Source organism: Tumebacillus lacus, from assembly GCF_026410385.1.
Lineage (GTDB): Bacteria > Bacillota > Bacilli > Tumebacillales > Tumebacillaceae > Tumebacillus > Tumebacillus lacus.
The window spans coordinates 114858-136592 of sequence record NZ_JAPMLT010000011.1; the positions used below are offsets into that span (position 1 = coordinate 114858).

A 21735-nucleotide genomic window follows, 5' to 3' on the forward strand; every position below is an offset into this window, starting at 1 on the left:
TCCACATGCCGTTTGATCCGAACATCCGCAATTTCCGCGAGGTGCCGCTTTCCGAGGAGAAAAAAGGCCTCGTCACTGTCGAGCTCGCGGAAGGCATCGCGACCGTCACTTTAAACCGTCTCGAAGCGCACAACGCGCTGTCTGTCGAGATGCTGGAACAGTTTATCGACGCGCTCTACTCGTTGAAATTTGACCCCGAAGCGCGCGTCATCGTCGTCACCGGGGTGGGGGAGAAGGCGTTCTGCGCCGGTGCTGACCTGATTCAGCGCGGTCAGATGGATATGCCGCAGACCCGCCAGCATATCAACCTGATCCGCACGGCCGTCAACGAGCTGGAAGCGATGCCGCAACCGGTCATCGCCGCTGTAAACGGCGTCGCGTTTGGCGGCGGCACCGAGCTGACGCTGGCGGCCGACCTGCGCGTCGCGTCGATCAACGCCAAATTTGGCCTGACCGAGACCGCGCTGGCGATCATCCCGGGAGCGGGCGGCACGCAGCGTCTGCCGCGTCTGATCGGCGTGGCGAAGGCGAAGGAACTGATCCTGACCGCCCGCCGCATCGGAGCTGAGGAAGCCGAGCAGATCGGCCTCGTCAACTACGTCACCTCCGCTGGAGACCTGTTGCCCAAAGCGTACGAACTCGCCCGCGAGATCACCAAAAACGGCCCGATGGCCGTCCGTCAGGCAAAGCTGGCGATCAACAAAGGTGTCGAAGTCGACCTCGCCACCGGCCTGTCGATCGAACAAAACGCGTACGAAGTCATCCTGCCGTCGCAGGACCGCTTGGAAGGACTCAAGGCGTTTAAAGAAAAACGTCCCCCTGTCTACAAAGGCGAATGACCGTTTGGTCGTTTGACCGCCCCGAGAGGAGATTTACCCGGAATGACTTTTGATAAAGTGCTGAGTGAACGCATCGAGCGCGTCAAACAAGGCGGCGCTCCGAAATACCATGAGAAAAACGCAGAGCAAGGCAAGCTGTTCGTCCGCGACCGCCTGCGCCTGCTCTTTGACGACGACTTTGAAGTGGAAGACGCGCTGTTTGCCAACTACACGGCCGGCGATCTTCCGGCTGACGGCGTCGTCACCTGCCTTGGCAAAGTCGACGGCCGCATCGTTGCCGTCATGGCAAACGACTCCACCGTCAAAGCGGGCTCCTGGGGTTCCCGCACCGTTGAGAAGATCCTGCGCATCCAAGAGACCGCAGAAAAGCTCAACGTCCCGATGATCTACCTCGTCGACTCGGCCGGTGCCCGCATCACCGACCAGATCCAGATGTTCCCGGGCCGTCGCGGTGCCGGCCGCATCTTCTACAACCAAGTCAAATTCTCCGGCCGCATGCCGCAGGTCTGCGTCCTGTTCGGCCCGTCGGCTGCGGGCGGCGCGTACATCCCGGCGTTCTGCGACATCGTGATCATGGTCGACAAAAACGCGTCGATGTACCTCGGCTCGCCGCGGATGGCGGAGATGGTCATCGGCGAGAAAGTCTCGCTGGAAGAGATGGGCGGCGCACGCATGCACTGCCAGATCTCCGGCGTGGGCGATGTGCTCGCGAAAAACGAGCAAGAAGCGATTGCGGCAGCGCGTCAGTACCTGACCTACTTCCCGCAAAACTACTCCGAAAAGCCGCCGGTCAAAGAAGCGCTGGCACCGAAGGAGTTTGAAAAATCGCTGGCTGAGATCATCCCGGCCAACCAGAACGCACCGTTCAACATGCACGACCTGATCAACCGCCTGATCGATGAGAACTCCTGGTTTGAGATCAAGAAACTGTTCGCCCAAGAGCTCATCACCGGCATCGGCCGCATCGACGGCCAACCGGTCGGCATCATCGCTAACCAACCGAAAGTCAAAGGCGGCGTCCTGTTTGTGGACTCGGCTGACAAAGCAGCGAAGTTCATCAACCTCTGCGACGCGTTCAACATCCCGCTGCTCTTCCTGATGGACGTGCCGGGCTTCATGATCGGCACCAAAGTCGAGCGCGCCGGCATCATCCGCCACGGTGCAAAGTTGATCTCCGCGATGTCCGAAGCATCGGTACCGAAGATCTCCGTCGTCGTCCGCAAAGCATACGGCGCAGGTCTCTACGCGATGGCAGGCCCGGCATTCGAACCGGACGCATGCCTCGCACTCCCGACCGCATCCATCGCCGTCATGGGCCCGGAAGCGGCTGTCAACGCCGTCTACGCGAACAAGATCGCCGAACTGCCGGAAGAAGAGCGTGCGGCCTTCATCGAAGCCAAGCGCGAAGAGTACCGTGAAGACATCGACATCTACAAGCTGGCGAGCGAAATGATCATCGACGGCATCGTCGACCCGAACGACCTCCGCAACGAGCTGTCGAAGCGCTTCGAGGTGTACAGCAGCAAATACGCTCCGTTTACGGATCGCAAGCATCCGGTGTATCCGGTGTAAGGATGCTTTCATCAAGCCTTTCTCCTAACTTGGGGAGAGGCTTTTTGTGTCGTAGCTTTCTTGCTCTTCTGTATGAGAAGGCGTATCGTAAGAGAAAGTCCAGATCACGAATAGGAGGTCACAACTTTATGAAATTCAATTTCCAGATCTACTCCGACTACATCTGACCGTTTTGCTATATCGGCAAGGGTCTTGTCGACGAGTTGAAGAAAGAGTTTGAGATCGAGGATGAGTGGTTGCCGATGGAGATTCATCCGGGGACGCCGCAAGAAGGTGTGTTGCTGGAGGAGAAGTTTCCGGGGTTTGACCGTGAGGCGATGTATGCGAATCTGCGTCGCTCGGGGGCGCCGTATGGGATTGATTTTGGCACGATGAAAGTCTTGTCCAACTCCCGCAAGGCGCTGGAAGCGGGGGAGTTTGCCCGCGAACATGGCAAGTTTGACGAGTATCATGAGTTGATCTTCCACGCCTATTTCACCGAGACGCGTGACATCGGCGAGGTGGAACTGCTGGTCGAACTCGCGCAAAAAGCGGGCCTCGACGCGGACGAGCTGCGAGCGGCGCTGGAGGACGGCCGGTATCTGCCGCGTCTGGAATCCACGCTGGATCTCGCCCACCACTACGGCATCACCGGCACGCCGACGTTTGTTATCAACAACAAATACGCGCTCGTCGGTGCACAGCCGCTCGACCGGATGCGGGCTGCGCTGCGGCAGATCGCGGCGGAGGAGCAGGCGGAGTGACCGAGAAGGAAAAAATGCTGGCAGGCGAGCTCTACCTGGCCAGCGACCCGCAACTGGTGAGCGAGCGGAAAAACGCTCGTCGTCTCACCCGGCTCTATAATGCTACGACGGAAGACGAGACCGAACAACGACGTACTCTGCTCAGCGAACTGTTCGGGTCGACTGGGCGGCAGATCGAGGTCGAGCCGCCGTTCCGTTGTGACTACGGCTACAACATCCACGCGGGCAACGGTTTCTATGCAAACTTCAACTGCGTCCTCCTCGACGTCTGCGAAGTGCGCATCGGCGAAAACGTGCTGTTTGGCCCGAATGTGCAGGTGTACACGGCGACCCATCCGCTGGTAGCCAGCGAACGCATCAAAGGTCCTGAATTGGGCAAGCCGATCACCATCGGGAACAACGTCTGGATCGGCGGCGGTGCGATCATCGGTCCCGGTGTAACCATCGGGGACAACACCACCATCGGGGCAGGCAGCGTCGTCACGAAGGACATCCCGGCAGGCGTGTTTGCCGCAGGGAATCCGTGCCGCGTGATTCGTGAACTGTAAGGGAAACGGCAAGAAAGGCTGTCGAGTCTGATCTCGACAGCCTTTTTAAATATGAAGTATTCAAAATAATAAGAATCTTAATTGTGTCGTTATCCGCTGATTGCTCTCTCATTCTCCCCATTTTGAACAAAAGAGCCGACATCCGCAGAGGTCGACTCTTTCGTGATAGTTGTAGGAGTTGTTTTTATTTTAATAGTTCAGTGCCTTCTCCAGATCCATCATGCCGTTGCTCCAATACTCACCCGTTCCGGCGATCTCTTGGGAGGAGTAGGCGATGCGTTCCATGACTTCTTTCGCTCCCATCTCCGGGTTGGTCGACCAGATCAGCGAGGCGGCACCGGCGAGAGCGGCGGAGCTCATCGAGGAGCCGCTGACTCGAGCCAGTTGACCTTGGAGACCGGCGGTAACGATGTCGCTGTCGATGATCGCCGTCTGCGACCATTTGCCGATCGCGGTGAGGTCGGACGGGTAGAGTTCGTGGATGATGCCGGCGGCGTACATCAATTTGTCATAGAGGTTCGCGCATTCCGGGCACCCTTCATCCGGGTTGACCGCTTCCGGGATCTCAATGTCGAGCTTCGGCGGGCATCCGAGCGGGTTGCAGATGCCGGCATTCCCTTTATTTCACCCGCTCGTATCCGAGCCCTTTCAACGCCCAGACTTCCTCCGTGATCTTGGTCTCATCTTGCATGTCCCGGCGGGTCACCGTGAACTGTTCAATGCCTTTTTGAAACTTTACATCCGCGCCCCACAGCTCCTGCCATCGCTTGTACTCAGGAGCCCAGACCAGACGCCAGCCCTTGCCGGTGCGCTGCAACAAGTGCACCTCATGACCGATCTGAGTCTGTCCGTAGCGCACGACGGCCGCCATCAGATTGCCTTCTTGGTGCAACTCCGTCACCACGCCGCCGCAAAGCGGGCCTTCTGCCAGCACGGTCTGCCGTTTTTTCGTCAAGTCATCGGCCGCTTGCGGGTAGGGCTGCGAATTCCACGCACCGTTGTCATACCAGACGAGGCCGTGTGCCTCCAGCACGTTGACCCCGCGGCCGAACGCCACAGCGAGGGTCGGCACTTCGTTCGGCGCGTTCGCAGGTTCGGTGCGGTAGACCATCGTGATGTCGGCGCCAGCGGGCAGCCCGGTCGCCGCCAGCGGTTTGCCGTTTGGCGAGCGTTCCATCAGCTCCGGGAGTTTTGTACCTGCGGCGAACTGTTCCGCATGATTGAGCAGGCGGCGCATCTCGTTTTCTGTCAGCGATTCCTGCACGCCGCACGGCAACAAGGCGGACGGGTAGGGCGCCATCCGCCACCCGTCCGACGGTGTTTCCGATGTCTCAGCAGAGGGGGCCGGGTCTGCCGCGTAACCGATGGCAAAGTAACTGCCAAACGCCAGACACAACGCGAGCCCGGTGCTCCAGATTCGTTTATTCATGCTTCTCTCGTCCTCCTTTCAGCAAGCTCACAGGATGTGACCGTTCGGATAGTATGTGCGAGTTCTCCTAATTTCAGCCAAATTTGAGAAGAAGGGTAAAGATAAATGCTGAAAAATTACAAATTAATTACTGTACATACTTGCACAAATATAAGAACGTGCTATATTTACTGTGTCAACATTAACTACATCCCAAAAGGAGGCGATTCAAATGGTGAAACGGAAAGTCGTCAGTCTTGTGATGACAGCTCTCCTCATTGGTCTGACCGCGACTGCGGATCTGGCCAACGCCGCGCTTGCGACCGGACAAGCTCCGGCTGTCAGCGAACAAAAGCAAGAAAAGCAATTGAGTCAAGATGTCGTCGATTCGCTGAAAGGGAACCTCGGTTCCAAGTCCCTGCCGGACGCCAACGAGCCGCTGGAACTGCTCCAGCAACTCGAAAAGGCAAAAGGCACGCCGATGGAACTGGAAAAGTTCCAAGAGCTGGCTGCGAAATACCCGGACAGCCGCACCGCGCATACGCAATTGGCACAAGCGTACTGGAAACAGTTCAAAGATTCCGGCAATAAGAATCTCGCCAAGCAAGCGTTTGCAGCCGAACTGAAAGCTTCGCAAAACGGTCTGGCACAAGGCGACGTGCACTATGTGCCGTGGCTGGATGAGATGGGCACGGAAGCCGGGCAACTGGACGCGGTCGTCGCGCACTACAACGACATCCTCGCGAAGTTCCCGAACGATTTCCAAACCAACCTCTACCTCGCAAAAGTTCTGGTCAAGCAAAACGACCTGAACAAAGCAGACGGTCTGTTTAAAAAAGCGAAAGAAGTCCGCCCGGCAGGCAATATCGACGCGCACGCTGCGTATGCGGAATTTTTGCTCGATCAAGGCCGCTATGAACAAGCGCTGACCGAGTCGATCCTCGTCGGCGAAGACTTCGAGTACATGCACTTCTTGCAAGGCGTCGCGCTGGAAAAGCTCGGCCGCGGCGACGAAGCAAAAGCGCACTACGCCAAATTCACCGAGTTCTCCCAGTCCTTCCCGGCAGCGAAACGCTACCAGATCGAAGGCAGCGAGTACCAAGCGGGCATCGGCTTTGAAGGCGATGTTTCGATCCAAGCGACTGCGTCTGTCAACCTGTCCTGGGTTATCGCTTGCGAAGCAACCACCGAATCCTACGGTGGTCAATCGCAAGTCGGTTGGTCGGTTCGTCAACGCGTAAACCGCGGCTCGACCAAAGTCAGCGGCGCGACCTGCATGTACACCACCAACAGCGGTACGACGCAGGATGAGAAATACCGAAACGTTATCTGCCAGTCCTACGCGTACACGTCCCTGAAATGTAACTCCTACAAAGACGTCTACACCTGCGTAAACACGAACACCCGCACGGCGACCACCGACTCGGTGGCGAGCAAAGTCTACAACGGAACCACCCCGGACCCGTACACCGGCTACTGCCCGTCGGGCACCAAATCAAGCACCAACAACTGCACAGCGACTTGCTCGGGTGCCGTGAGCAACACCACCTCTTGGACTGCCAAGACTCCGCACTCCTTCCTCGGCGGCACCACCAAGCGCACCAAGCCGTATTCCTGCTACCTGGAAGCGCTGAACGTCTGCGGCAACGGCGGCTCTGAAAACTGGTTCTACTACAACAACGCGAACACTTGATCTTTTATTTCGTACCGAAACACCGGCGGAGGGGATACTCCTCTCCGCCACATTCTGATTTAAAGTGAGGAATCATACATGCTGAAAAAACTGGCCGTCCCGCTGATGCTGTTGTTAGCCGTCCTCGTCCTCGTGCAGGGTGGCTTTATGATCGTGACGATGAACAAACTGAACAACCTCGAAGCGACGCTCGCGACGAACACCGCGCCTGCGACCGGTCAGGCCGCCGGGTCTACGGAAACGGCCGATGCAGAGGAAGCAGCCGATGCGCCGGGAGCAGAAGTCTCGCCGATCCCGGTCACGTTCGAAGGTTCCCCGTTGCGCGGCAACCCCAATGCGAAAGTTACAATCGTCGAGTTTACCGATTTTGAGTGCCCGTTCTGCAAACAGGCCAAACCGGCAATCAATGAAGTGTTTGAGAAATACAAAGACCAAGTCAAGCATGTCCTGCGTCACTACCCGATCAGCGCCATTCATGCCGGAGCGGTCGATGCCGCAATGGCGAGCGCCTGCGCGAATGAACAGCAAAAGTTCTGGGAGTATCACGACATCGCGTTTGAAAAAGCGGGCGACAGCGGCTCCCTGTCCAAAGATGTGCTCAAGTCGATTGCTACGGAAGTCGGCCTGAACCGGACGACGTTCGATTCTTGCTTCGACTCCAGAAAATACATTCAACAGGTGCAAAAAGACTTTGAGGACGGCAACTCCTACACGGTCGCCGGCACCCCGACTTTCTTTATTAACAACCGGATCGTAGTAGGTTCGCAGCCGGTTGAAGTGTTGGAAAAGATTATCGAAGAGGAATTGAAAAAAATGTGATTAAAGAGGTCCTATGGACCTCTTTATTTAATTAGTGGAACATGATAGTATAAGTAGGCAGACATAATATTACAGACATGCATATTTACCCGAATGTCTGATTTTAATTTTTATCTTTATAAGGAGGTATACAAAACATGAAATCTTGGCAAAAACTCGGTCTCGCACTCACTTTGTCTTCGGCGCTGCTGTCTGCCTGCAGCCCGGAAGCGGTGAACAACTCCTCGGGCGGCGGCAGCGGTGAAATTCTGATCGGCGTCCAAACCCCCACGACCGGTTCATCTGCCAAAATGGGCGAGGACATGAACAACGCGATCAAGATGGCGACCGAAGAGATCAACGAAAAAGGCGGCATCGACGGCAAAAAGATCAAGTTGGAGTTTGCCGATGACGCGTGCGATCCGCAAACGGCGACGGCAGCTGCGAACAAACTGGTCTCGCAAGGGGTCAAGGCGGTCATCGGATTCTACTGCTCGGGTGCCACGCTCCCATCGTCCGGCATCTACCACAACGCGGGCGTCCCGGTGATGGTCACAGCGGCTTCCTCGGCAAAAATTCCGGCACAAGGGTACAAAGAGGTCTTCTTGACCACCGCGACCACCGACCAACAGAGTGAAGCGGCGGCCGAATATATGCTCAAAACGCTCGGCGGCAAGCGCGTTGCCATCGTGCATGACAACACCGCTTTTGCCAAAGGGCTTGCGGAGACCACCCAGACGGCTGTGCAAAAACAAGGCGGACAAGTCGTCGCCTTCGAAGCGATCAACCCGGAAGAGAAAGACTTCACGGCGATGCTGACCCAACTGAAAGCGCAAAAGCCGGACGCGACGTTCTGGACGGCCTACTACGCGGCGGGAGGCCTGCTGATCAAGCAATTCGAGCAGCTCGGTGTCTCCGGCGCGATCGGCGTGGGCGACGGCTCCAACGACAAAACCCTGATCGAGATCGCGGGCAAAGAGGCGGCGGAGGACGCATTTGTCATCACCTCGCCGACCGCTGAGTTCATCCCGGAAGCCAAGTCGTTCATCGACACCTACAAGTCGAAGTTCAACATGGAGCCGGGTCCGTACACCGCCGTCTCCTATGACGGCATGCGCCTGCTCGCCGATGCGATCAAACGCGCAGGCTCCGATGACAAAGCGGCGATTGTCAAAGCACTGTCAGAGACCAAGTCGTTCAAAACGTTCGGAGGCGATGTGTCGTTCAAGTCGGACGGCACGCTGGAGAAATCCAACTTTATCGTCCTGAAAGTGAAAAACGGCCAATTCACTCGTGAATAGGTGGGTGACACCCAAATGGAAATGTTCACCCAACAAATGATCAATGCGCTGATCATCGGTTCGTTTTACGCCTTGATCGCGCTGGGGTATTCGATGGTCTACGGGATCATCAAACTGTTGAACTTCGCGCACGGTGACCTGTACATGGTCGGTGCGTTCGTCGGGTTTGCCGTGCTGTCCCTCTTTGGGGGTGGCACGGGGTTGCTCGGCGTGGTGGTCGCCTTCTTTGCGGCCCTCCTGTTCGGCGGATTGCTCGGCATCGGCATCGAGCGCGTCGCGTATCGTCCGCTGCTCTCTTCACCGCGGCTGACGATCCTGATCACGGCGGTCGGCGTGTCGCTGGTGCTGGAAAACGGCGTGATGAAATCGTTCGGTCCGAGTTTCAAAGTCTATCCGGTGCAACTGCCGACCGAAGGATTTCAGATCTTTGGTGCGACGTTGACCTACGCGCAGATCTTGATCATCCTGCTCTCAGTGCTGCTGATGACCGCTCTGCACCTGTTTGTCACCCGCTCTCTGTACGGCAAGGCGATGCGCGCCATCTCCATCGACCATGCGGCGACGTCTTTGATGGGCATTCCGGTGACACGCATCATCTCGCTGACGTTTTTCATCGGCTCGTCGCTGGCGGCCGCATCCGGGATGATGGCGGGCATGTACTACGGGCAGATCTCGTTTATGATGGGCTTTATCGTCGGATTGAAGGCGTTCACCGCTGCGGTCATCGGCGGGATCGGCTCCATCCCCGGCGCGATGCTGGGGGGGCTTGTGCTCGGCCTGCTGGAGTCATTTGGCACCGTCTGGCTTGGCAGTGAGTGGAAGGACGTGTTTGCCTTCTCTATTTTGATACTGATCCTCGTGCTGAAACCGACCGGGCTGCTCGGGGAAAACGTGACGGAGAGGATGTAGAGAGATGGCACAGCTTCAAACCACGACTCCTTTGGCAAAAAAATCGCCGCTGATTCCTGTCCTGCTGGCACTGTTCGCCGTCATCCTGTTCCTGATGCCGTACTATGCGAACAACTACATGCTCGACGTCGCGACGATGGCGCTGTTTTACGTCGTCCTCGCGCTCGGTCTGAACATCGTCGTCGGCTATGCCGGGCTGCTCGACCTCGGCTACTCCGCGTTTTTTGCGGTCGGGGCGTACACGTCGGCGATCTTGATGACGCAGTTTCAGATGAATTTTTGGCTGACCTTCCTGATCGGCGGCGCTCTGGCCGCTCTGGCCGGGATCATCATCGGCGCGCCGACGCTTCGGTTGCGCAGCGACTACCTCGCCATCGTCACGCTCGGCTTTGGCGAGATCATTCGGATCACGGCGCTGAACTTGGAGATCACCGGCTCATCCTCGGGGATCTTCGGCATCCCGCGCCCGTCCATCGGCGGCTACGCGTTCACGCACTTGTATGATTTTTACTGGGCGATGCTGTTGCTGGCGATCCTGACTCTGTTTGCGGTCAACCGACTCGGCAACTCGCGTCTGGGCCGCGCATGGAAATACATCCGCGAAGACGAGGATGCGGCGGAAGCGATGGGCATCGACCGCGTGCGCGTGAAATTGATCGCCTATGCGCTCGGAGCGATGTTTGGCGGATTTGCCGGCTCGCTGTTTGCGGTCAAGATGTCGGCGATTGCGCCGGAGAGCTTCAATTTTATGCAATCGGTGATGATCTTGCTCGCCATCGTGTTCGGCGGCCTCGGCCGTCTGCCGGGCGTCGTGCTCGGGGCGGTGCTGGTGATCATCTTGCCGGAGTTGATGCGCAGCTTTGCTGAATGGCGCTTCCTGCTGTTCGGGATCGCGCTGGTCGTGATGATGATCTTCCGTCCGCAGGGCTTGTGGCCGAGCGGCCGCGGGAAGACGGAGTGAGGAGGGGCCGATCGTGGCATTGGTGGAAGTAAAAAATGTGACGTTGCAATTCGGCGGCCTGACCGCCATCGACGACTTGTCGTTTGAGATCCCGGAGCGGACGATCATGAGCGTGATCGGCCCGAACGGGGCGGGCAAGACGTCTGTGTTCAACATGCTGACCGGCTTTTACCGTCCGACGCGCGGTGAGTTTCGCCTGAAAGGGCAAAACTTGGTCGGGAGAAAACCGAGTGCCATCACCCGGCTCGGCGTGGCGCGCACGTTCCAAAATCTGCGGTTGTTTCCTGATCTGACCGTGCTGGAAAACGTGATGAGCGGCCGGCACGTCCGTACCAAACAGGGCGTCCTCGGCGCGCTGCTGCGGACGCCGTCCCAAAAGCGGGAAGAGGCGGAGATCCGCGCCCATGCGATGAAATGTCTGGAGTTTGTCGGGGTGGCGCAACACGCGGATAGACTGGTGAAGCATCTGGCCTACGGGGATCAACGCTATGTCGAGATCGCCCGCGCCCTCGCCACCGAGCCGCAGTTGCTCCTGCTCGACGAACCGGCCGCGGGGCTCAATCCGGTGGAAAAAGTCGAGCTGGTCGGGTTGATCCGCCGCATCCGCGAGCACTACGACCTGACCGTCGCGCTGATCGAGCACGACATGGGTCTGGTCACCAAAGTCTCGGAGCGGCTGGTCGTGCTCAACTACGGCCGCAAGATCGCCGAGGGTGCACCAATCGACGTGCTAAACGACCCGCTGGTGATCGAAGCCTACCTCGGGAAGGAGGAGGATGACGAATGAGCCAGATCCTCGAACTGCGCGACGTCGATGCTTTTTACGGTCAAGTCCACGCTCTGCGCGGAGTCTCGCTGCGTGTGGAAGAAGGGGAGATCGCCGCGTTGCTCGGCAGCAACGGGGCAGGGAAGAGCACCACGCTGAAAACGATCTCCGGCCTCGTCCGCGCCAAAGGGGGCAGCATCCGCTTCCTCGGCGAAGAGATCACCCGTCTCGATCCGCACCGCATCGTCGAGCTCGGCATCGTCCACGTTCCGGAAGGCCGTCGGGTGTTCGGCGCGCTGACCGTCTTGGAAAATCTCGAACTGGGCGGCTTCACCAAGCGCAAAGACCCCGCGTTCACCAAGCGTACGCTGGAGCGGGTTATGCACCTGTTCCCGCGCCTGAACGAGCGGGCCAAACAGCGGGCGGGCACCCTGTCCGGCGGGGAGCAGCAGATGCTGGCGATGGGCCGCGCCTTGATGAGCGATCCGAAACTGCTGATGTTGGACGAGCCGTCGATGGGGCTGGCTCCGATCATCGTCAAGGAGATCTTTAAAATCGTCCGCCAGATCAACGCCGAGGGCATTCCGGTGCTGCTCGTCGAACAAAACGCCAAAGCCGCGCTGAAACTGGCGCATCAAGGCTATGTGCTGGAGACCGGGCAGATCACCTTGCAAAACCGGGCCGATCTGCTCAGCCAGGATGAAAAGATCGTCAAGGCGTATCTCGCCAACTGATTTTCCGGGAAATAAGAGAAAGCCGACATTCACAAGGATGTCGGCTTTCTCTGTCGAAATACATAGAAAAATCCCGGAGGCAGGGAGACGAGAGGACGTGAAGCACGATGGAGCACAAGACGATGACGATATTGGATGAATACCAACGAGACCACGGACTGTACAGCGATTTCACACAAAAATTGGACGGGCTGATCCGCGAACTCCTCAAGCAAAAAGGGGTGCGCGTTCACTCGATCACCTCCCGCGCCAAAGACCCCGGCTCGCTGCAAGGCAAGCTGAACAGCGCAAACGGCAAATACAGTTCTCTGCGTCAGATCACCGATCTGGCAGCACTTCGGATCATCACCTATTACAATGATGAAGTGGACGCCATCGCCGAGATCATGGAGCAGGAGTTTGAGATCGACAGCGACAACTCGGTCGACAAACGCAAGACGCTCGACCCGGACCGATTTGGCTACCTTTCCTTGCACTATGTGGGTCAGCTCCCGGCGAAGCGGCTCGAGCTCACCGAATATGCGCGGTTTGAAGGGCTCAAGTTTGAGATCCAGATCCGCTCGATCCTGCAACACACCTGGGCAGAGATCGAACACGACATGGGGTACAAGAGCGAACACGCCGTCCCGAAAGACATTCGCCGCAGCTTTTCCCGCCTCGCCGGGCTGCTGGAACTGGCCGACATCGAGTTTGCCCGCATCCGCGAACAGTTGACCGAGTATGAGCAGGCGGTGCCGAAGCAAATCGACGAAAAGCCGGCCGAAGTGCTGATCGACCAAGCCTCGCTGAAGTCGTTTATCCTGAACAGCGCGTACGTCAAAGAACTCGACATCCAGATCGCCGCCCTCGCCGGTGTGCCCGTCGTGTACGACGAGAACTTCTTTGGCGAGATGGCGCACCGTTTGCACTACCTCGGAGTCAAGACGATCTCCGACGTGGTGACGCTGCTGCACGAGCATCGCGACGTGCTGCTGCGATTTGTCGCGCAAGTGTTTCGCCACAACCGCGTGGAGGCGGTGGTGATCGGCTCGTCGCTGTTCCAACTGTCCAACGTGCTGATCGGGAAGACCGGGTCGAGGGATCACATCCGCCATTATCTGCTCAACACCAGCAATTTTGTAGACCGGGAGAGCATCGAGCGGCTGGTGCATGAGATCCTCGTCTATGTCGAAGAGGCCCTGTAAACATCAAGAATCCGTCTGCCCTGAGAGCAGGCGGATTTTTGGCTCTCACAGGTCACATCTCCCTATTGACTCCATCATCCCCCATCCTCTAAGCTAGATGTGAACAGTTTTTGAAATTGGTGCAATCGTTTGCATTTTTGTGCAAGCGTTTTCACTCAGGTTAAGCGGAGTGCAGACAGATGAGGAAAAGGGAGGTAAGAGAATGGAATTTCTGCAAGCGAAGCGACCGGCCCGCGTGTGGGCGGCAGTCCTCGTCTTCCTGATGATGATTCAGGTGGCCGCGGGCTCGATCCTGCCTGCGACGGCTCTCGCAGAAGACGCGATCACGCCTGACGTTTTCATCGACCAACCGGGCGGTAAAACGAAATGGGTGGTCGCCGGCAGTTTCCAAGGGTGGAACAACTCGTCCACCGACACGCAGCTCAAGCACCTCGTCGGCGCATTTTACGCCTGGTCGACGGTGCTGGAAGCCGGGCATCATGAGTTCAAATTTACGAAAAACGACACGTGGGACGGCTACTCGAACAACGGCAACAACTTTGCCTTTGATCTGAGCGAGCGTTCCAAAGTCAATTTCTACATCAACGAGGAGATCGGCCAAGCCCGCATCTCCGTTCCGAACGTCGCAGGTCTGGCTCAGTACGCGCCGACCGTGACGGCAGAAAGATGGCCGCGTCTGGTCGGCACGGTGCAGTCTGTGTTCGGCGAGCCGAACTGGGCACCGGATCAAGCGCAGCAGTTGTTTGTCGACTATCACTTTGACGGCACGGTCTACAAACTGCAACGCCCGTTCCCGGCCGGCTCCTACGAGGCGAAAGTCACGTTTGGCCCGAACTGGGATGAAAACTACGGGGCGGACGGTCAGGGCGGCTCCAACCTGCAACTGGTGACGCTCGATCCATCCGACGTTACGTTCACGCTCGACATGAGCAAAAGAGCGTTGACGCACAACTACGTCCCGGCAGACGGCACGTTTGACGGGCAGATCAAAGGGAACAAACTCTATTTTGACTCCCGCTCCGTCACCTACAAAAAGCCGTTCGGCGCGATCCCGGCCGGCACGCAAGACTTGACGCTGCGCATCGCGGCCGAAGCGGACGACGTGCAGATCGCCCGAGCCGAGCTGATCGACGGCAAAGGCGTGGCCTCCGCGTATGACATGAAAAAAGTCACGACGGTCGGAGAGCGCGATTACTTTGAAGTGACGATCCCGGCTTCTGCCTTCACCGGCATCGGTATCTACGGCTACAAATTTATCCTGATCGACGGCAAGACCAAAGTCGAATACGGCGAAGACGGCGCACGCGGCGGCACCGGCACGGTGTCTGATGAAGGCGCGATCCCGTTCGATCTCACCGTTTACGACAAAGACTTTAAGACGCCGGACTGGATGAAGAACGGCATCGTCTACCAAGTGTTCATCGACCGCTTCTTCGACGGCAACCCGGACAATAACCGGGCCAAGACGGTCGACGGCTATCGCGGCAACGGTCTGCCGGAGCAGTCCACCGCAAAGGGCGGCATCGAGTTGCAATACTTTGACGGCGGCGTCAAGAAAGACCCGACGCCTGACCAAGTGTGGGGCACCTGGCAAGACCTGCCGGAAAACCCGCGCCACTCCACGCCGGAGAACAAACCGTACTACCCGGAGGCCAAAACGGACGGCAACTGGACCAATGAGTTCTACGGCGGCGACATCGCAGGCATCGAGAAAAAGCTCGACTATCTGAAGACGCTCGGTGTCTCGGTGCTCTATCTCAACCCGGTCGCATGGGCGGCGTCGAACCACAAGTACGACGCGACCGACTACCGCCACCTCGACCCGATGTTCGGCGAACCGGTCTACAACAAACCGAACGACCCGACCTCCGGGCTTGACTATGAAAAGACGAAGGTGGCATCCGACCGCGTCTTCTCCAAATTTGCCAAAGAAGCGAAAAAGCGCGGCATTCAACTGATCGTCGACGGCGTGTTCAATCACGTCGGGGACGACTCGATCTACTTTGACCGCTACAACAAATACCCGGAGATCGGCGCGTACGAGTACTGGGCGCAAGTCTGGGACAAAGTCAACGACGAAGGCAAGACGCAGGCGCAGGCGGAAAACGAAGTGCGCCGGTCGTACACGTCGAAACTCAACCTCGTCACCGGCAAAAACTACGCCTACCCGGAAGACTTTGATTTCACCACGTGGTTCAAAGTGGAAAATCAAAAGATCACCGAGGCGGACGGCAATACCAGATACAAGTACGATGCCTGGTGGGGCTTTGACTCGCTGCCGGCCGTCGAAGCGAAAGAACCGCAGCCGGGCGATGACAAAGCGCTGTCCGGCGCACATGAATGGAACGTGCCGGGCTACCGCGACATGGTCATCGGTCATGATCTGACCGGCCTGTCCGACAAGGCGGCGGAAGAACAGATGAAGACCGCCAACTCGCAACGCTGGGAATACCTCGGGGCGAGCGGCTGGCGTCTGGACGTCGCACCGGACGTGTCGCAAGGCACGTGGCAGAAATTCCGCGAGGCGGTCAAGTCGACCGCGGGCCGCAAAGATGCCAACCATGACGCGATCTCCGACCCGATCATCCTCGGCGAGGAGTGGGGCAATGCGTCCCACTATCTGCTCGGCGACCAGTTTGACTCGGTCATGAACTACCGGTTCCGCGGCGCGTTGCAAAACTTCCTGATCAACGGCAACGCGGAACAGTTCCACAACGCGCTCGACTCGATCCGCGAAGACTATCCGGACGAAGCGTGGAAAGTCATGCTCAACCTCGTCGGCTCGCATGACACCACCCGCTCGATCACAAAATACGATCACCCGCAGTGGGAAGAAGAAAATACGGCCCAAGCGCCGGAAGCCAGCGACCACGCGCTGAAGCAACAAGCACTGACCGCTATTTTCCAAATGGGCTATCCGGGCGCGCCGACCGTCTACTACGGTGATGAAGTCGGTCTGACCGGCACGAAAGATCCGGACTCCCGCCGCTCCTTCCCGTGGGAGCGCGTCGCCGCCGGTAAAAAGGGCGACTTTGCAGGCACGGGCCGCTACAGCGACCTGTTCCGCACCTATCAGCAAGCGGCGAACGTCCGCAACGCAAATGAGGTGCTGCGAACCGGCGACCTGCAGGTGGCGTACGCACAAGGCGATGTGATCGCCTATGCTCGCAAAAATGACACTGCGGCAGGTCTCATCGCGATCAACCGCAGCAACGAAGTCAAGACGATCATCGCTGCCGTCACCGGCTTCCTGCCGGACGGCGTGACGCTGAAAGACGTGCTGCAAGGCTCCGTTCAAGCGACTGTGGAAAACGGCAAGATCGCGCTCACCCTTCAGCCGCAGTCCGGCCTGATGATGACCTCGACCGAACCACTGACCGTCGTTCCGGCTGTCACCGACCTGCAAGCACGGGGCGGCAACCAGACCGTCACGCTGAGCTTTGCACCGGTCGAAGGCGCGACGGAGTACAACGTGTACCGCGCTGCGATTGAAGGCGGCTCGGTCGAAAAAGTCGGCACTTCGACGACGACCTCTTTTGTTGATCAAAACGTCGTCAACGGCACCAAATACTACTACGCCGTGACGGCGAAGAATGGCACGGGCGAGAGTCTGCTCGGCCAGATGGTCGCAGCCACTCCCGCTTTCCCGATTCAAAGCGTGGAGATCGTCACCGGGGCGAACGAGATGACGGTCGGCGTCGGCAAGACGACCTCCGAGATCGCCGTCGCCCTCGACATTCCGGGGCTGACCGACACAAACGGCGTCATCGCCCGTCTCGCGTACTTTGTGAGCGGTACCGACAAGAGGCTGGCTGCCGACACGAAACTGCGCTACAAAGAAGACCGCGACGGCAAAAAGATCTACACCGCCGTGTTCGAACCGACCGCAGCGGGCGAGTATACCTACCTGGCCAAAGTCTCGACCGACAACGGCGAGACGTTCCAAGAGTCAGCTGCCAAAACGCTGACAGCGAGGGCGGACGCAAACGACACCACGGCTCCGGCCGCACCGGCTCTGGCGGAGATCCCGGTCGAGTCGAACCGCGTGGAACTGCGCTGGACGGCAGCGGGCAGCGACATCGCCGGGTTTGAAGTGCTTCGCAAAGCGGGCAGCGGCTATCAAAAAGTCGCCACGCTGGCGAAGGATGCGACCTCCTATGTCGATTTCACCGTCTCCAACGACACCGCCTACACCTACCAAGTGGTGGCGTACGACCAAGCGTACAACCGTGCCGCTTCCAGCGAACGCGCCGTGACGCCGACGCTGGTCATGGTCGACGTGACCCTGCGCGTGCACCTGCCGTCGTACACCCCGGCCACCGACGGGATCTATCTCGCCGGCGACCTGAACGGGTGGAACGCCAGCGGCAACGAATTGAAAGTGCCGAGCGGCGCGACGACCCGCAACGTGGTCGAGCACAAATTTAAAATGATGGCAGGCAAGCAGATTCAGTACAAATACACGCGCGGCTCCTGGAGCACCGAGGCGTTCACCTCGCATGCCCGTGTGGAGAACGATACAACCGACTACGGCAATTGGGCGTATTCCTCCACCGACACGAACATGCGCCTGACGATCAAAAACCAAGGCGGCAACCAGATGATCGTCGACGATTATGTCATGCGTTGGGTGGATATGCCGATGATCGTCACGATGCCGCGCATCTCCTATGGCGAGGACATCGAGTACACGACGACAGACAGCACCTTTACGCTCAAAGCGAACGTTCCGTTCGGCGTGAACTTCACGATGAACGGGCAGCCGCTTCCGGCAGGCGCGATGGACGCGTACGGCCATGTATCGCTGGAGAACATCCCGCTGAACATGGGCCTGAACACCGTCGTCCTGCATATCGAACCGACGCAGGAGACGCTGAACCAACCGTGGTACACCGACAAGGGCCGCGCCGGTCAAGCGACTAAGACGCTGACGATGAAGATCACGCGTCAATAAATCACCACGAAGCACCCCTTGCAGATTGCTCTGCAAGGGGTGCGTTTGCGGCAACTGATGCCGATGATTCAAGTGCGGTACTCGCGGGTCAGAAGTGGAAGAGGCGTTCGAAAGCGCGTTTCTCAACATCTCCTGCATGTAAAGGTGGGGAGGCAGAACCTCGGAGGCAACTCCGGGGTTTTTCTTTTGGGCAAAATAAGGTACGATCTCCCTAATCACGGAAACGAGAGGAAGAGGTGCGGAGGATGAATCGTCGGATCGCGATCATCGGTGCGGGGGCGATCGGCCGGATGCTGGCGTGGACGTTGCGGCAGGGCGGACAGGAGGCGGTGCTGATCTGCCGGCGGACCGAGCAGGCAGCGGCATTGAAGAAGCAAGGGCTCTTGTTTTATGAGACGGACGGCACGGAACATCGCGTCGAGGTGGAGGCCGTCACTTGGGACACATCGGACAGACTGCCCGCAGTGGACGGCGCGATCTTGACGGTGAAAAGCTACGACACAAGCGCGGCCGGGGAGCTGTTGCGGGTCCGATTGCCGGATGTGCCGGTGTTGTCGATGCAAAACGGGCTTGGCAACGGAGAGCGGTTGGTCGAACTGGTGCCGCCGGAGCAGATCGCGCTTGGGCTGACGACGCACGGGGCGACGGCGGATGGCGAGACGAGCGTCTATTATAAAGGAAGAGGTCGGACGGTGATCGGCGATTTTCTGGCAGCGACCACTGAAAGTGGGGCGAAGTGGTGGGCGGAGCTTTTCACCGGATGCGGGCATCCCGTGACGGTGGCGGACGACATCCGCACCGAGGTGTGGCGCAAAGCGATGGTCAACATCGGGATCAATCCGATGACCGCGCTGCACGGGTTGAAAAACGGGGAACTCCCGCTGCGGACCGACCTGCTGGCGGTGTCCCGCTCGCTCGTCGAGGAGGCGGAGCGCGTGGCGGCTGCCGCTGGCGTGGCGCTGCACGACAGTTTTGCCCGCGTGCTCGACGTCTGCCGCACCACGGCCGGCAACCGCTCCTCCATGCTCCAAGACCTCGAACGGGGCAGAAAGACGGAGATCGACGCCATGTGCGGCGAGATCGTGCGACTGGGTAAGGAGCACGGGGTGCCGACTCCGTGCAACGAGCGCGTCTATCAGCAGGTTCTGCAGGCGGAACGGGACGGGAAACCGGGCGACAAATAAAAAACAGCCCTCTGCCGGTAAGGGCGGAGGGCTATTTTTTCTCTTCTTCGCAGAGTTTTTCGTAATGTCCTGCGCCCCAATCGCGCAGGGCGTCCAAGACGCTCGAAAGCGTTTTCCCGCTCTCGGTCAACGTGTATTCGACGCGCGGCGGGATCTCCGGATAGAGAGTGCGCAGGATGATGCCGTGCGCCTCCAGTTCTTTCAGCCGCTCAGTGAGGAGCTTCGAAGAGATCGGCAGGGAGTCCGCGATCTCGGAGAACCGCTTTTTGCCGTCAAACAGCTCGCGGATGATCAGTACCGTCCATTTCTTTCCGATCACATGCAGCGTGACCTCGATCGGGCAGCCATGCAGTTGTTGCACCATGCGTTCGCCACCTTTTCGGAATTGCTTTCCTTAGTATAGTATATCATGTCTTCGTCCATTTTTTTATATACGAAACTAAACTTCATCGGATCGCGTTACTTTACTTTATAAAGTAGATCTGGTAGACTCCAACTTGACAACGATTGGAAGGGGACAGGATCGTATGCCAGGATTGTTTGATGAGTTTGCCCTCAAGGGGCTGAATTTGAAAAATCGTGTGATGATGTCGCCGATGTGCCAATATCACGCCGAGCCGAACGGGATGGCCAATGACTGGCATTTTCTTCATTACGGCTCCCGCGCTGTCGGCGGCGTCGGGCTCGTGATGGTGGAGGCGACCGGCGTGGAGTCGCGCGGCCGCATCACGTCCGCAGACCTCGGCATCTGGTCGGATGACCACGTCGCAGGTCTCGCCCGCATCGTCGACCTGTGCCGTCCATACGGTGCCAAGACCGCGATCCAACTCGCCCACGCCGGCACCAAGTCGGAAGTGGCCGATGAGCCAAACGTCGCGCCGAGCAGCCTGACCCGCTTTGAACAATACCGCACGCCGCATGCGCTTACCGAGAGCGAGATCGCCGATATCGTCGAAGCGTTTCGCAAAGGGGCAGAGCGCGCGGTCGCGGCCGGTTTTGACACGGTGGAGATCCACGGGGCGCACGGCTATCTGATCAACCAGTTTCTCTCGCCGATCACCAACCGACGCGACGATTCATACGGCGGCTCGCTGGAGAACCGCCTGAGATTTCCGTTAGAAGTGATCCGGGCGGTGAAAGCGGTGATCCCGGACGACATGCCGCTGTTGATGCGCGTCTCATCTGTCGAGTATTCGGAGGACGGCTATTCATTGGAAGAGATGGTCGAGATGGCGCGACAGTTCAAGGAGGCGGGGGTCGATATGATCGACTGCTCCTCCGGGGGCAACGTGCCGATCCGACCGGACGTCTACCCGGGCTACCAAGTGCCTTTCGCTGCCACGATCCGCCGCGACGTCGGCCTGCCGACCGTCGCCGTGGGGAGATTGGACCACCACAGCCTTGCCGAAGAAGTGGTGAGAAGCGGGCGCGCCGATCTGGTTGCCATCGGGACGGGCCTGCTAAAAGACCCGTATCTGGCCAAACACATGGCGGAGCAAATGGGTATTAAGTTGGAGATGCCGGGCGTTTACGGAAAATTCTTCTAAAACTCCTCTGGGACTATCGAACTATTTTAATAAAAAGACCCCATCCTGTCGTATTTGCGGCAGGATTTCTTATTGTGGGAAAGAATATCAGACAGCGTGGTGGAAAGTGGGGGGAAGTGGAGTATTTCTCCGCAAAGTGGGTGAGAAGAGATGTTCATGGGTGAGTTTCAGCATAATATCGACGACAAAGGACGACTGATCATTCCGGCTAAATTTCGGGATGCACTGGGCGCTTCGTTCGTCGTGACCCGTGGTTTGGACCAATGTCTCTTCGTATACCCACGCACGGAGTGGGAGAGGATAGAGGCGAAGTTGAAGACTCTTCCATTTACCCGCTCCGATGCGCGGGCATTTACCCGCTTCTTCTTCTCCGGAGCGACTGAATGCGATCTGGACAAGCAAGGCCGCATCAACATCCCAAACCATCTGCGCGAATATGCGAACATGCAGAGGGACTGCGTGGTGATCGGCGTGTCCGACCGGGTCGAGATCTGGAGTAAGGAAACGTGGGAGAACTACTGTCAGGAATCTGCCGATTCTTTTGCGGAAATCGCCGAAAAACTGGTCGATCTCGACTTATAGGAGTGTACAAAC

The 21735-nt window shown here is 58.3% G+C and carries 19 protein-coding genes; 16 read left to right on the forward strand and 3 right to left on the reverse strand.

The features are described 5' to 3' along the window. Positions 1–5: 5 nt before the first annotated feature. From OS242_RS16645 to OS242_RS16660, 4 genes are all read left to right on the forward strand, one after another. Complete coding sequence (locus OS242_RS16645; protein ID WP_267152825.1) at positions 6–839, forward strand: enoyl-CoA hydratase; 834 nt, start codon at positions 6–8, stop codon at positions 837–839. Between the two features lie 42 nt (positions 840–881). Continuing rightward, on the forward strand, positions 882–2411 hold the full coding sequence (locus OS242_RS16650) for an acyl-CoA carboxylase subunit beta (RefSeq protein ID WP_267152826.1): 1530 nt from the start codon (positions 882–884) through the stop codon (positions 2409–2411). A gap of 179 nt (positions 2412–2590) precedes the next feature. Then, entirely contained in the window at positions 2591–3154 is a 564-nt protein-coding gene (locus OS242_RS16655; protein WP_267152877.1) for a DsbA family oxidoreductase, read from the forward strand. A 14-nt stretch (positions 3155–3168) separates the two neighbouring features. Beyond that, positions 3169–3702, forward strand: a complete 534-nt coding sequence (locus OS242_RS16660) for a sugar O-acetyltransferase (RefSeq protein ID WP_267152878.1) — start codon at positions 3169–3171, stop codon at positions 3700–3702. A gap of 189 nt (positions 3703–3891) precedes the next feature. On the opposite strand, the gene OS242_RS16665 is transcribed toward OS242_RS16660, so the two are convergent. Then, positions 3892–4203, reverse strand: a complete 312-nt coding sequence (locus tag OS242_RS16665; protein WP_267152827.1) for a S8 family serine peptidase — start codon at positions 4201–4203, stop codon at positions 3892–3894. 118 nt (positions 4204–4321) lie between these two features. Further along, entirely contained in the window at positions 4322–5131 is an 810-nt protein-coding gene (locus OS242_RS16670; RefSeq protein ID WP_267152828.1) for a hypothetical protein, read from the reverse strand. A gap of 211 nt (positions 5132–5342) precedes the next feature. Between OS242_RS16670 and OS242_RS16675 the strand changes: the two genes are divergently transcribed. The 10 genes from OS242_RS16675 to OS242_RS16720 all read left to right on the forward strand — a co-directional run bounded on the left by OS242_RS16675 (position 5343) and on the right by OS242_RS16720 (position 19594). Further along, on the forward strand, positions 5343–6803 hold the full coding sequence (locus OS242_RS16675; protein ID WP_267152829.1) for a tetratricopeptide repeat protein: 1461 nt from the start codon (positions 5343–5345) through the stop codon (positions 6801–6803). Positions 6804–6881: 78 nt separating this feature from the next. Further along, positions 6882–7622: a DsbA family protein gene (locus OS242_RS16680; RefSeq protein ID WP_267152830.1), complete on the forward strand. Its 741-nt coding sequence runs from the start codon at positions 6882–6884 to the stop codon at positions 7620–7622. A gap of 137 nt (positions 7623–7759) precedes the next feature. Then, positions 7760–8902, forward strand: a complete 1143-nt coding sequence (locus OS242_RS16685; protein ID WP_267152831.1) for a branched-chain amino acid ABC transporter substrate-binding protein — start codon at positions 7760–7762, stop codon at positions 8900–8902. Positions 8903–8917: 15 nt separating this feature from the next. Further along, positions 8918–9811, forward strand: a complete 894-nt coding sequence (locus OS242_RS16690; RefSeq protein ID WP_267152832.1) for a branched-chain amino acid ABC transporter permease — start codon at positions 8918–8920, stop codon at positions 9809–9811. Between the two features lie 4 nt (positions 9812–9815). Further along, positions 9816–10772 (forward strand): ABC transporter permease subunit, encoded by a 957-nt coding sequence (locus tag OS242_RS16695; RefSeq protein ID WP_267152833.1) that lies wholly within the window; start codon positions 9816–9818, stop codon positions 10770–10772. A gap of 13 nt (positions 10773–10785) precedes the next feature. Then, positions 10786–11559 (forward strand): ABC transporter ATP-binding protein, encoded by a 774-nt coding sequence (locus tag OS242_RS16700; RefSeq protein ID WP_267152834.1) that lies wholly within the window; start codon positions 10786–10788, stop codon positions 11557–11559. Then, the gene (locus tag OS242_RS16705; protein WP_267152835.1) at positions 11556–12272 is read left to right on the forward strand and encodes an ABC transporter ATP-binding protein; all 717 of its coding nucleotides are present in this window, start codon (positions 11556–11558) and stop codon (positions 12270–12272) included. Before OS242_RS16700 ends, OS242_RS16705 begins: the two co-directional genes overlap by 4 nt. 122 nt (positions 12273–12394) lie before the next feature. Beyond that, positions 12395–13456: a GTP pyrophosphokinase gene (locus OS242_RS16710; RefSeq protein WP_267152836.1), complete on the forward strand. Its 1062-nt coding sequence runs from the start codon at positions 12395–12397 to the stop codon at positions 13454–13456. A 202-nt stretch (positions 13457–13658) separates the two neighbouring features. Next, a complete protein-coding gene (locus OS242_RS16715) occupies positions 13659–18410 on the forward strand; it encodes an alpha-amylase family glycosyl hydrolase (RefSeq protein WP_267152837.1) in 4752 nt (1583 codons plus the stop codon). 245 nt (positions 18411–18655) lie between these two features. Next, a complete protein-coding gene (locus OS242_RS16720; RefSeq protein WP_267152838.1) occupies positions 18656–19594 on the forward strand; it encodes a ketopantoate reductase family protein in 939 nt (312 codons plus the stop codon). 31 nt (positions 19595–19625) lie between these two features. On the opposite strand, the gene OS242_RS16725 is transcribed toward OS242_RS16720, so the two are convergent. Further along, complete coding sequence (locus OS242_RS16725) at positions 19626–19955, reverse strand: winged helix-turn-helix transcriptional regulator (RefSeq protein WP_407702124.1); 330 nt, start codon at positions 19953–19955, stop codon at positions 19626–19628. 166 nt (positions 19956–20121) lie between these two features. Between OS242_RS16725 and OS242_RS16730 the strand changes: the two genes are divergently transcribed. Further along, on the forward strand, positions 20122–21141 hold the full coding sequence (locus OS242_RS16730) for an NADH:flavin oxidoreductase/NADH oxidase (RefSeq protein WP_267152840.1): 1020 nt from the start codon (positions 20122–20124) through the stop codon (positions 21139–21141). Between the two features lie 150 nt (positions 21142–21291). Beyond that, a complete protein-coding gene (gene mraZ, locus OS242_RS16735; RefSeq protein WP_267152841.1) occupies positions 21292–21723 on the forward strand; it encodes a division/cell wall cluster transcriptional repressor MraZ in 432 nt (143 codons plus the stop codon). The last annotated feature ends 12 nt before the right edge of the window (positions 21724–21735 follow it).

Bases quoted from the DNA above. Each gene is read 5' to 3' on its own strand.
- OS242_RS16645 (WP_267152825.1), top strand. From the start codon at position 6: ATGCCGTTTGATCCGAACATCCGCAATTTCCGCGAGGTGCCGCTTTCC.
- OS242_RS16650 (WP_267152826.1), top strand. From the start codon at position 882: ATGACTTTTGATAAAGTGCTGAGTGAACGCATCGAGCGCGTCAAACAA.
- OS242_RS16660 (WP_267152878.1), top strand. From the start codon at position 3,169: ATGCTGGCAGGCGAGCTCTACCTGGCCAGCGACCCGCAACTGGTGAGC.
- OS242_RS16665 (WP_267152827.1), bottom strand. From the start codon at position 4,203: ATGTACGCCGCCGGCATCATCCACGAACTCTACCCGTCCGACCTCACC.
- OS242_RS16670 (WP_267152828.1), bottom strand. From the start codon at position 5,131: ATGAATAAACGAATCTGGAGCACCGGGCTCGCGTTGTGTCTGGCGTTT.
- OS242_RS16675 (WP_267152829.1), top strand. From the start codon at position 5,343: ATGGTGAAACGGAAAGTCGTCAGTCTTGTGATGACAGCTCTCCTCATT.
- OS242_RS16680 (WP_267152830.1), top strand. From the start codon at position 6,882: ATGCTGAAAAAACTGGCCGTCCCGCTGATGCTGTTGTTAGCCGTCCTC.
- OS242_RS16685 (WP_267152831.1), top strand. From the start codon at position 7,760: ATGAAATCTTGGCAAAAACTCGGTCTCGCACTCACTTTGTCTTCGGCG.
- OS242_RS16690 (WP_267152832.1), top strand. From the start codon at position 8,918: ATGGAAATGTTCACCCAACAAATGATCAATGCGCTGATCATCGGTTCG.
- OS242_RS16695 (WP_267152833.1), top strand. From the start codon at position 9,816: ATGGCACAGCTTCAAACCACGACTCCTTTGGCAAAAAAATCGCCGCTG.
- OS242_RS16705 (WP_267152835.1), top strand. From the start codon at position 11,556: ATGAGCCAGATCCTCGAACTGCGCGACGTCGATGCTTTTTACGGTCAA.
- OS242_RS16710 (WP_267152836.1), top strand. From the start codon at position 12,395: ATGACGATATTGGATGAATACCAACGAGACCACGGACTGTACAGCGAT.
- OS242_RS16715 (WP_267152837.1), top strand. From the start codon at position 13,659: ATGGAATTTCTGCAAGCGAAGCGACCGGCCCGCGTGTGGGCGGCAGTC.
- OS242_RS16720 (WP_267152838.1), top strand. From the start codon at position 18,656: ATGAATCGTCGGATCGCGATCATCGGTGCGGGGGCGATCGGCCGGATG.
- OS242_RS16730 (WP_267152840.1), top strand. From the start codon at position 20,122: ATGCCAGGATTGTTTGATGAGTTTGCCCTCAAGGGGCTGAATTTGAAA.
- mraZ (WP_267152841.1), top strand. From the start codon at position 21,292: ATGTTCATGGGTGAGTTTCAGCATAATATCGACGACAAAGGACGACTG.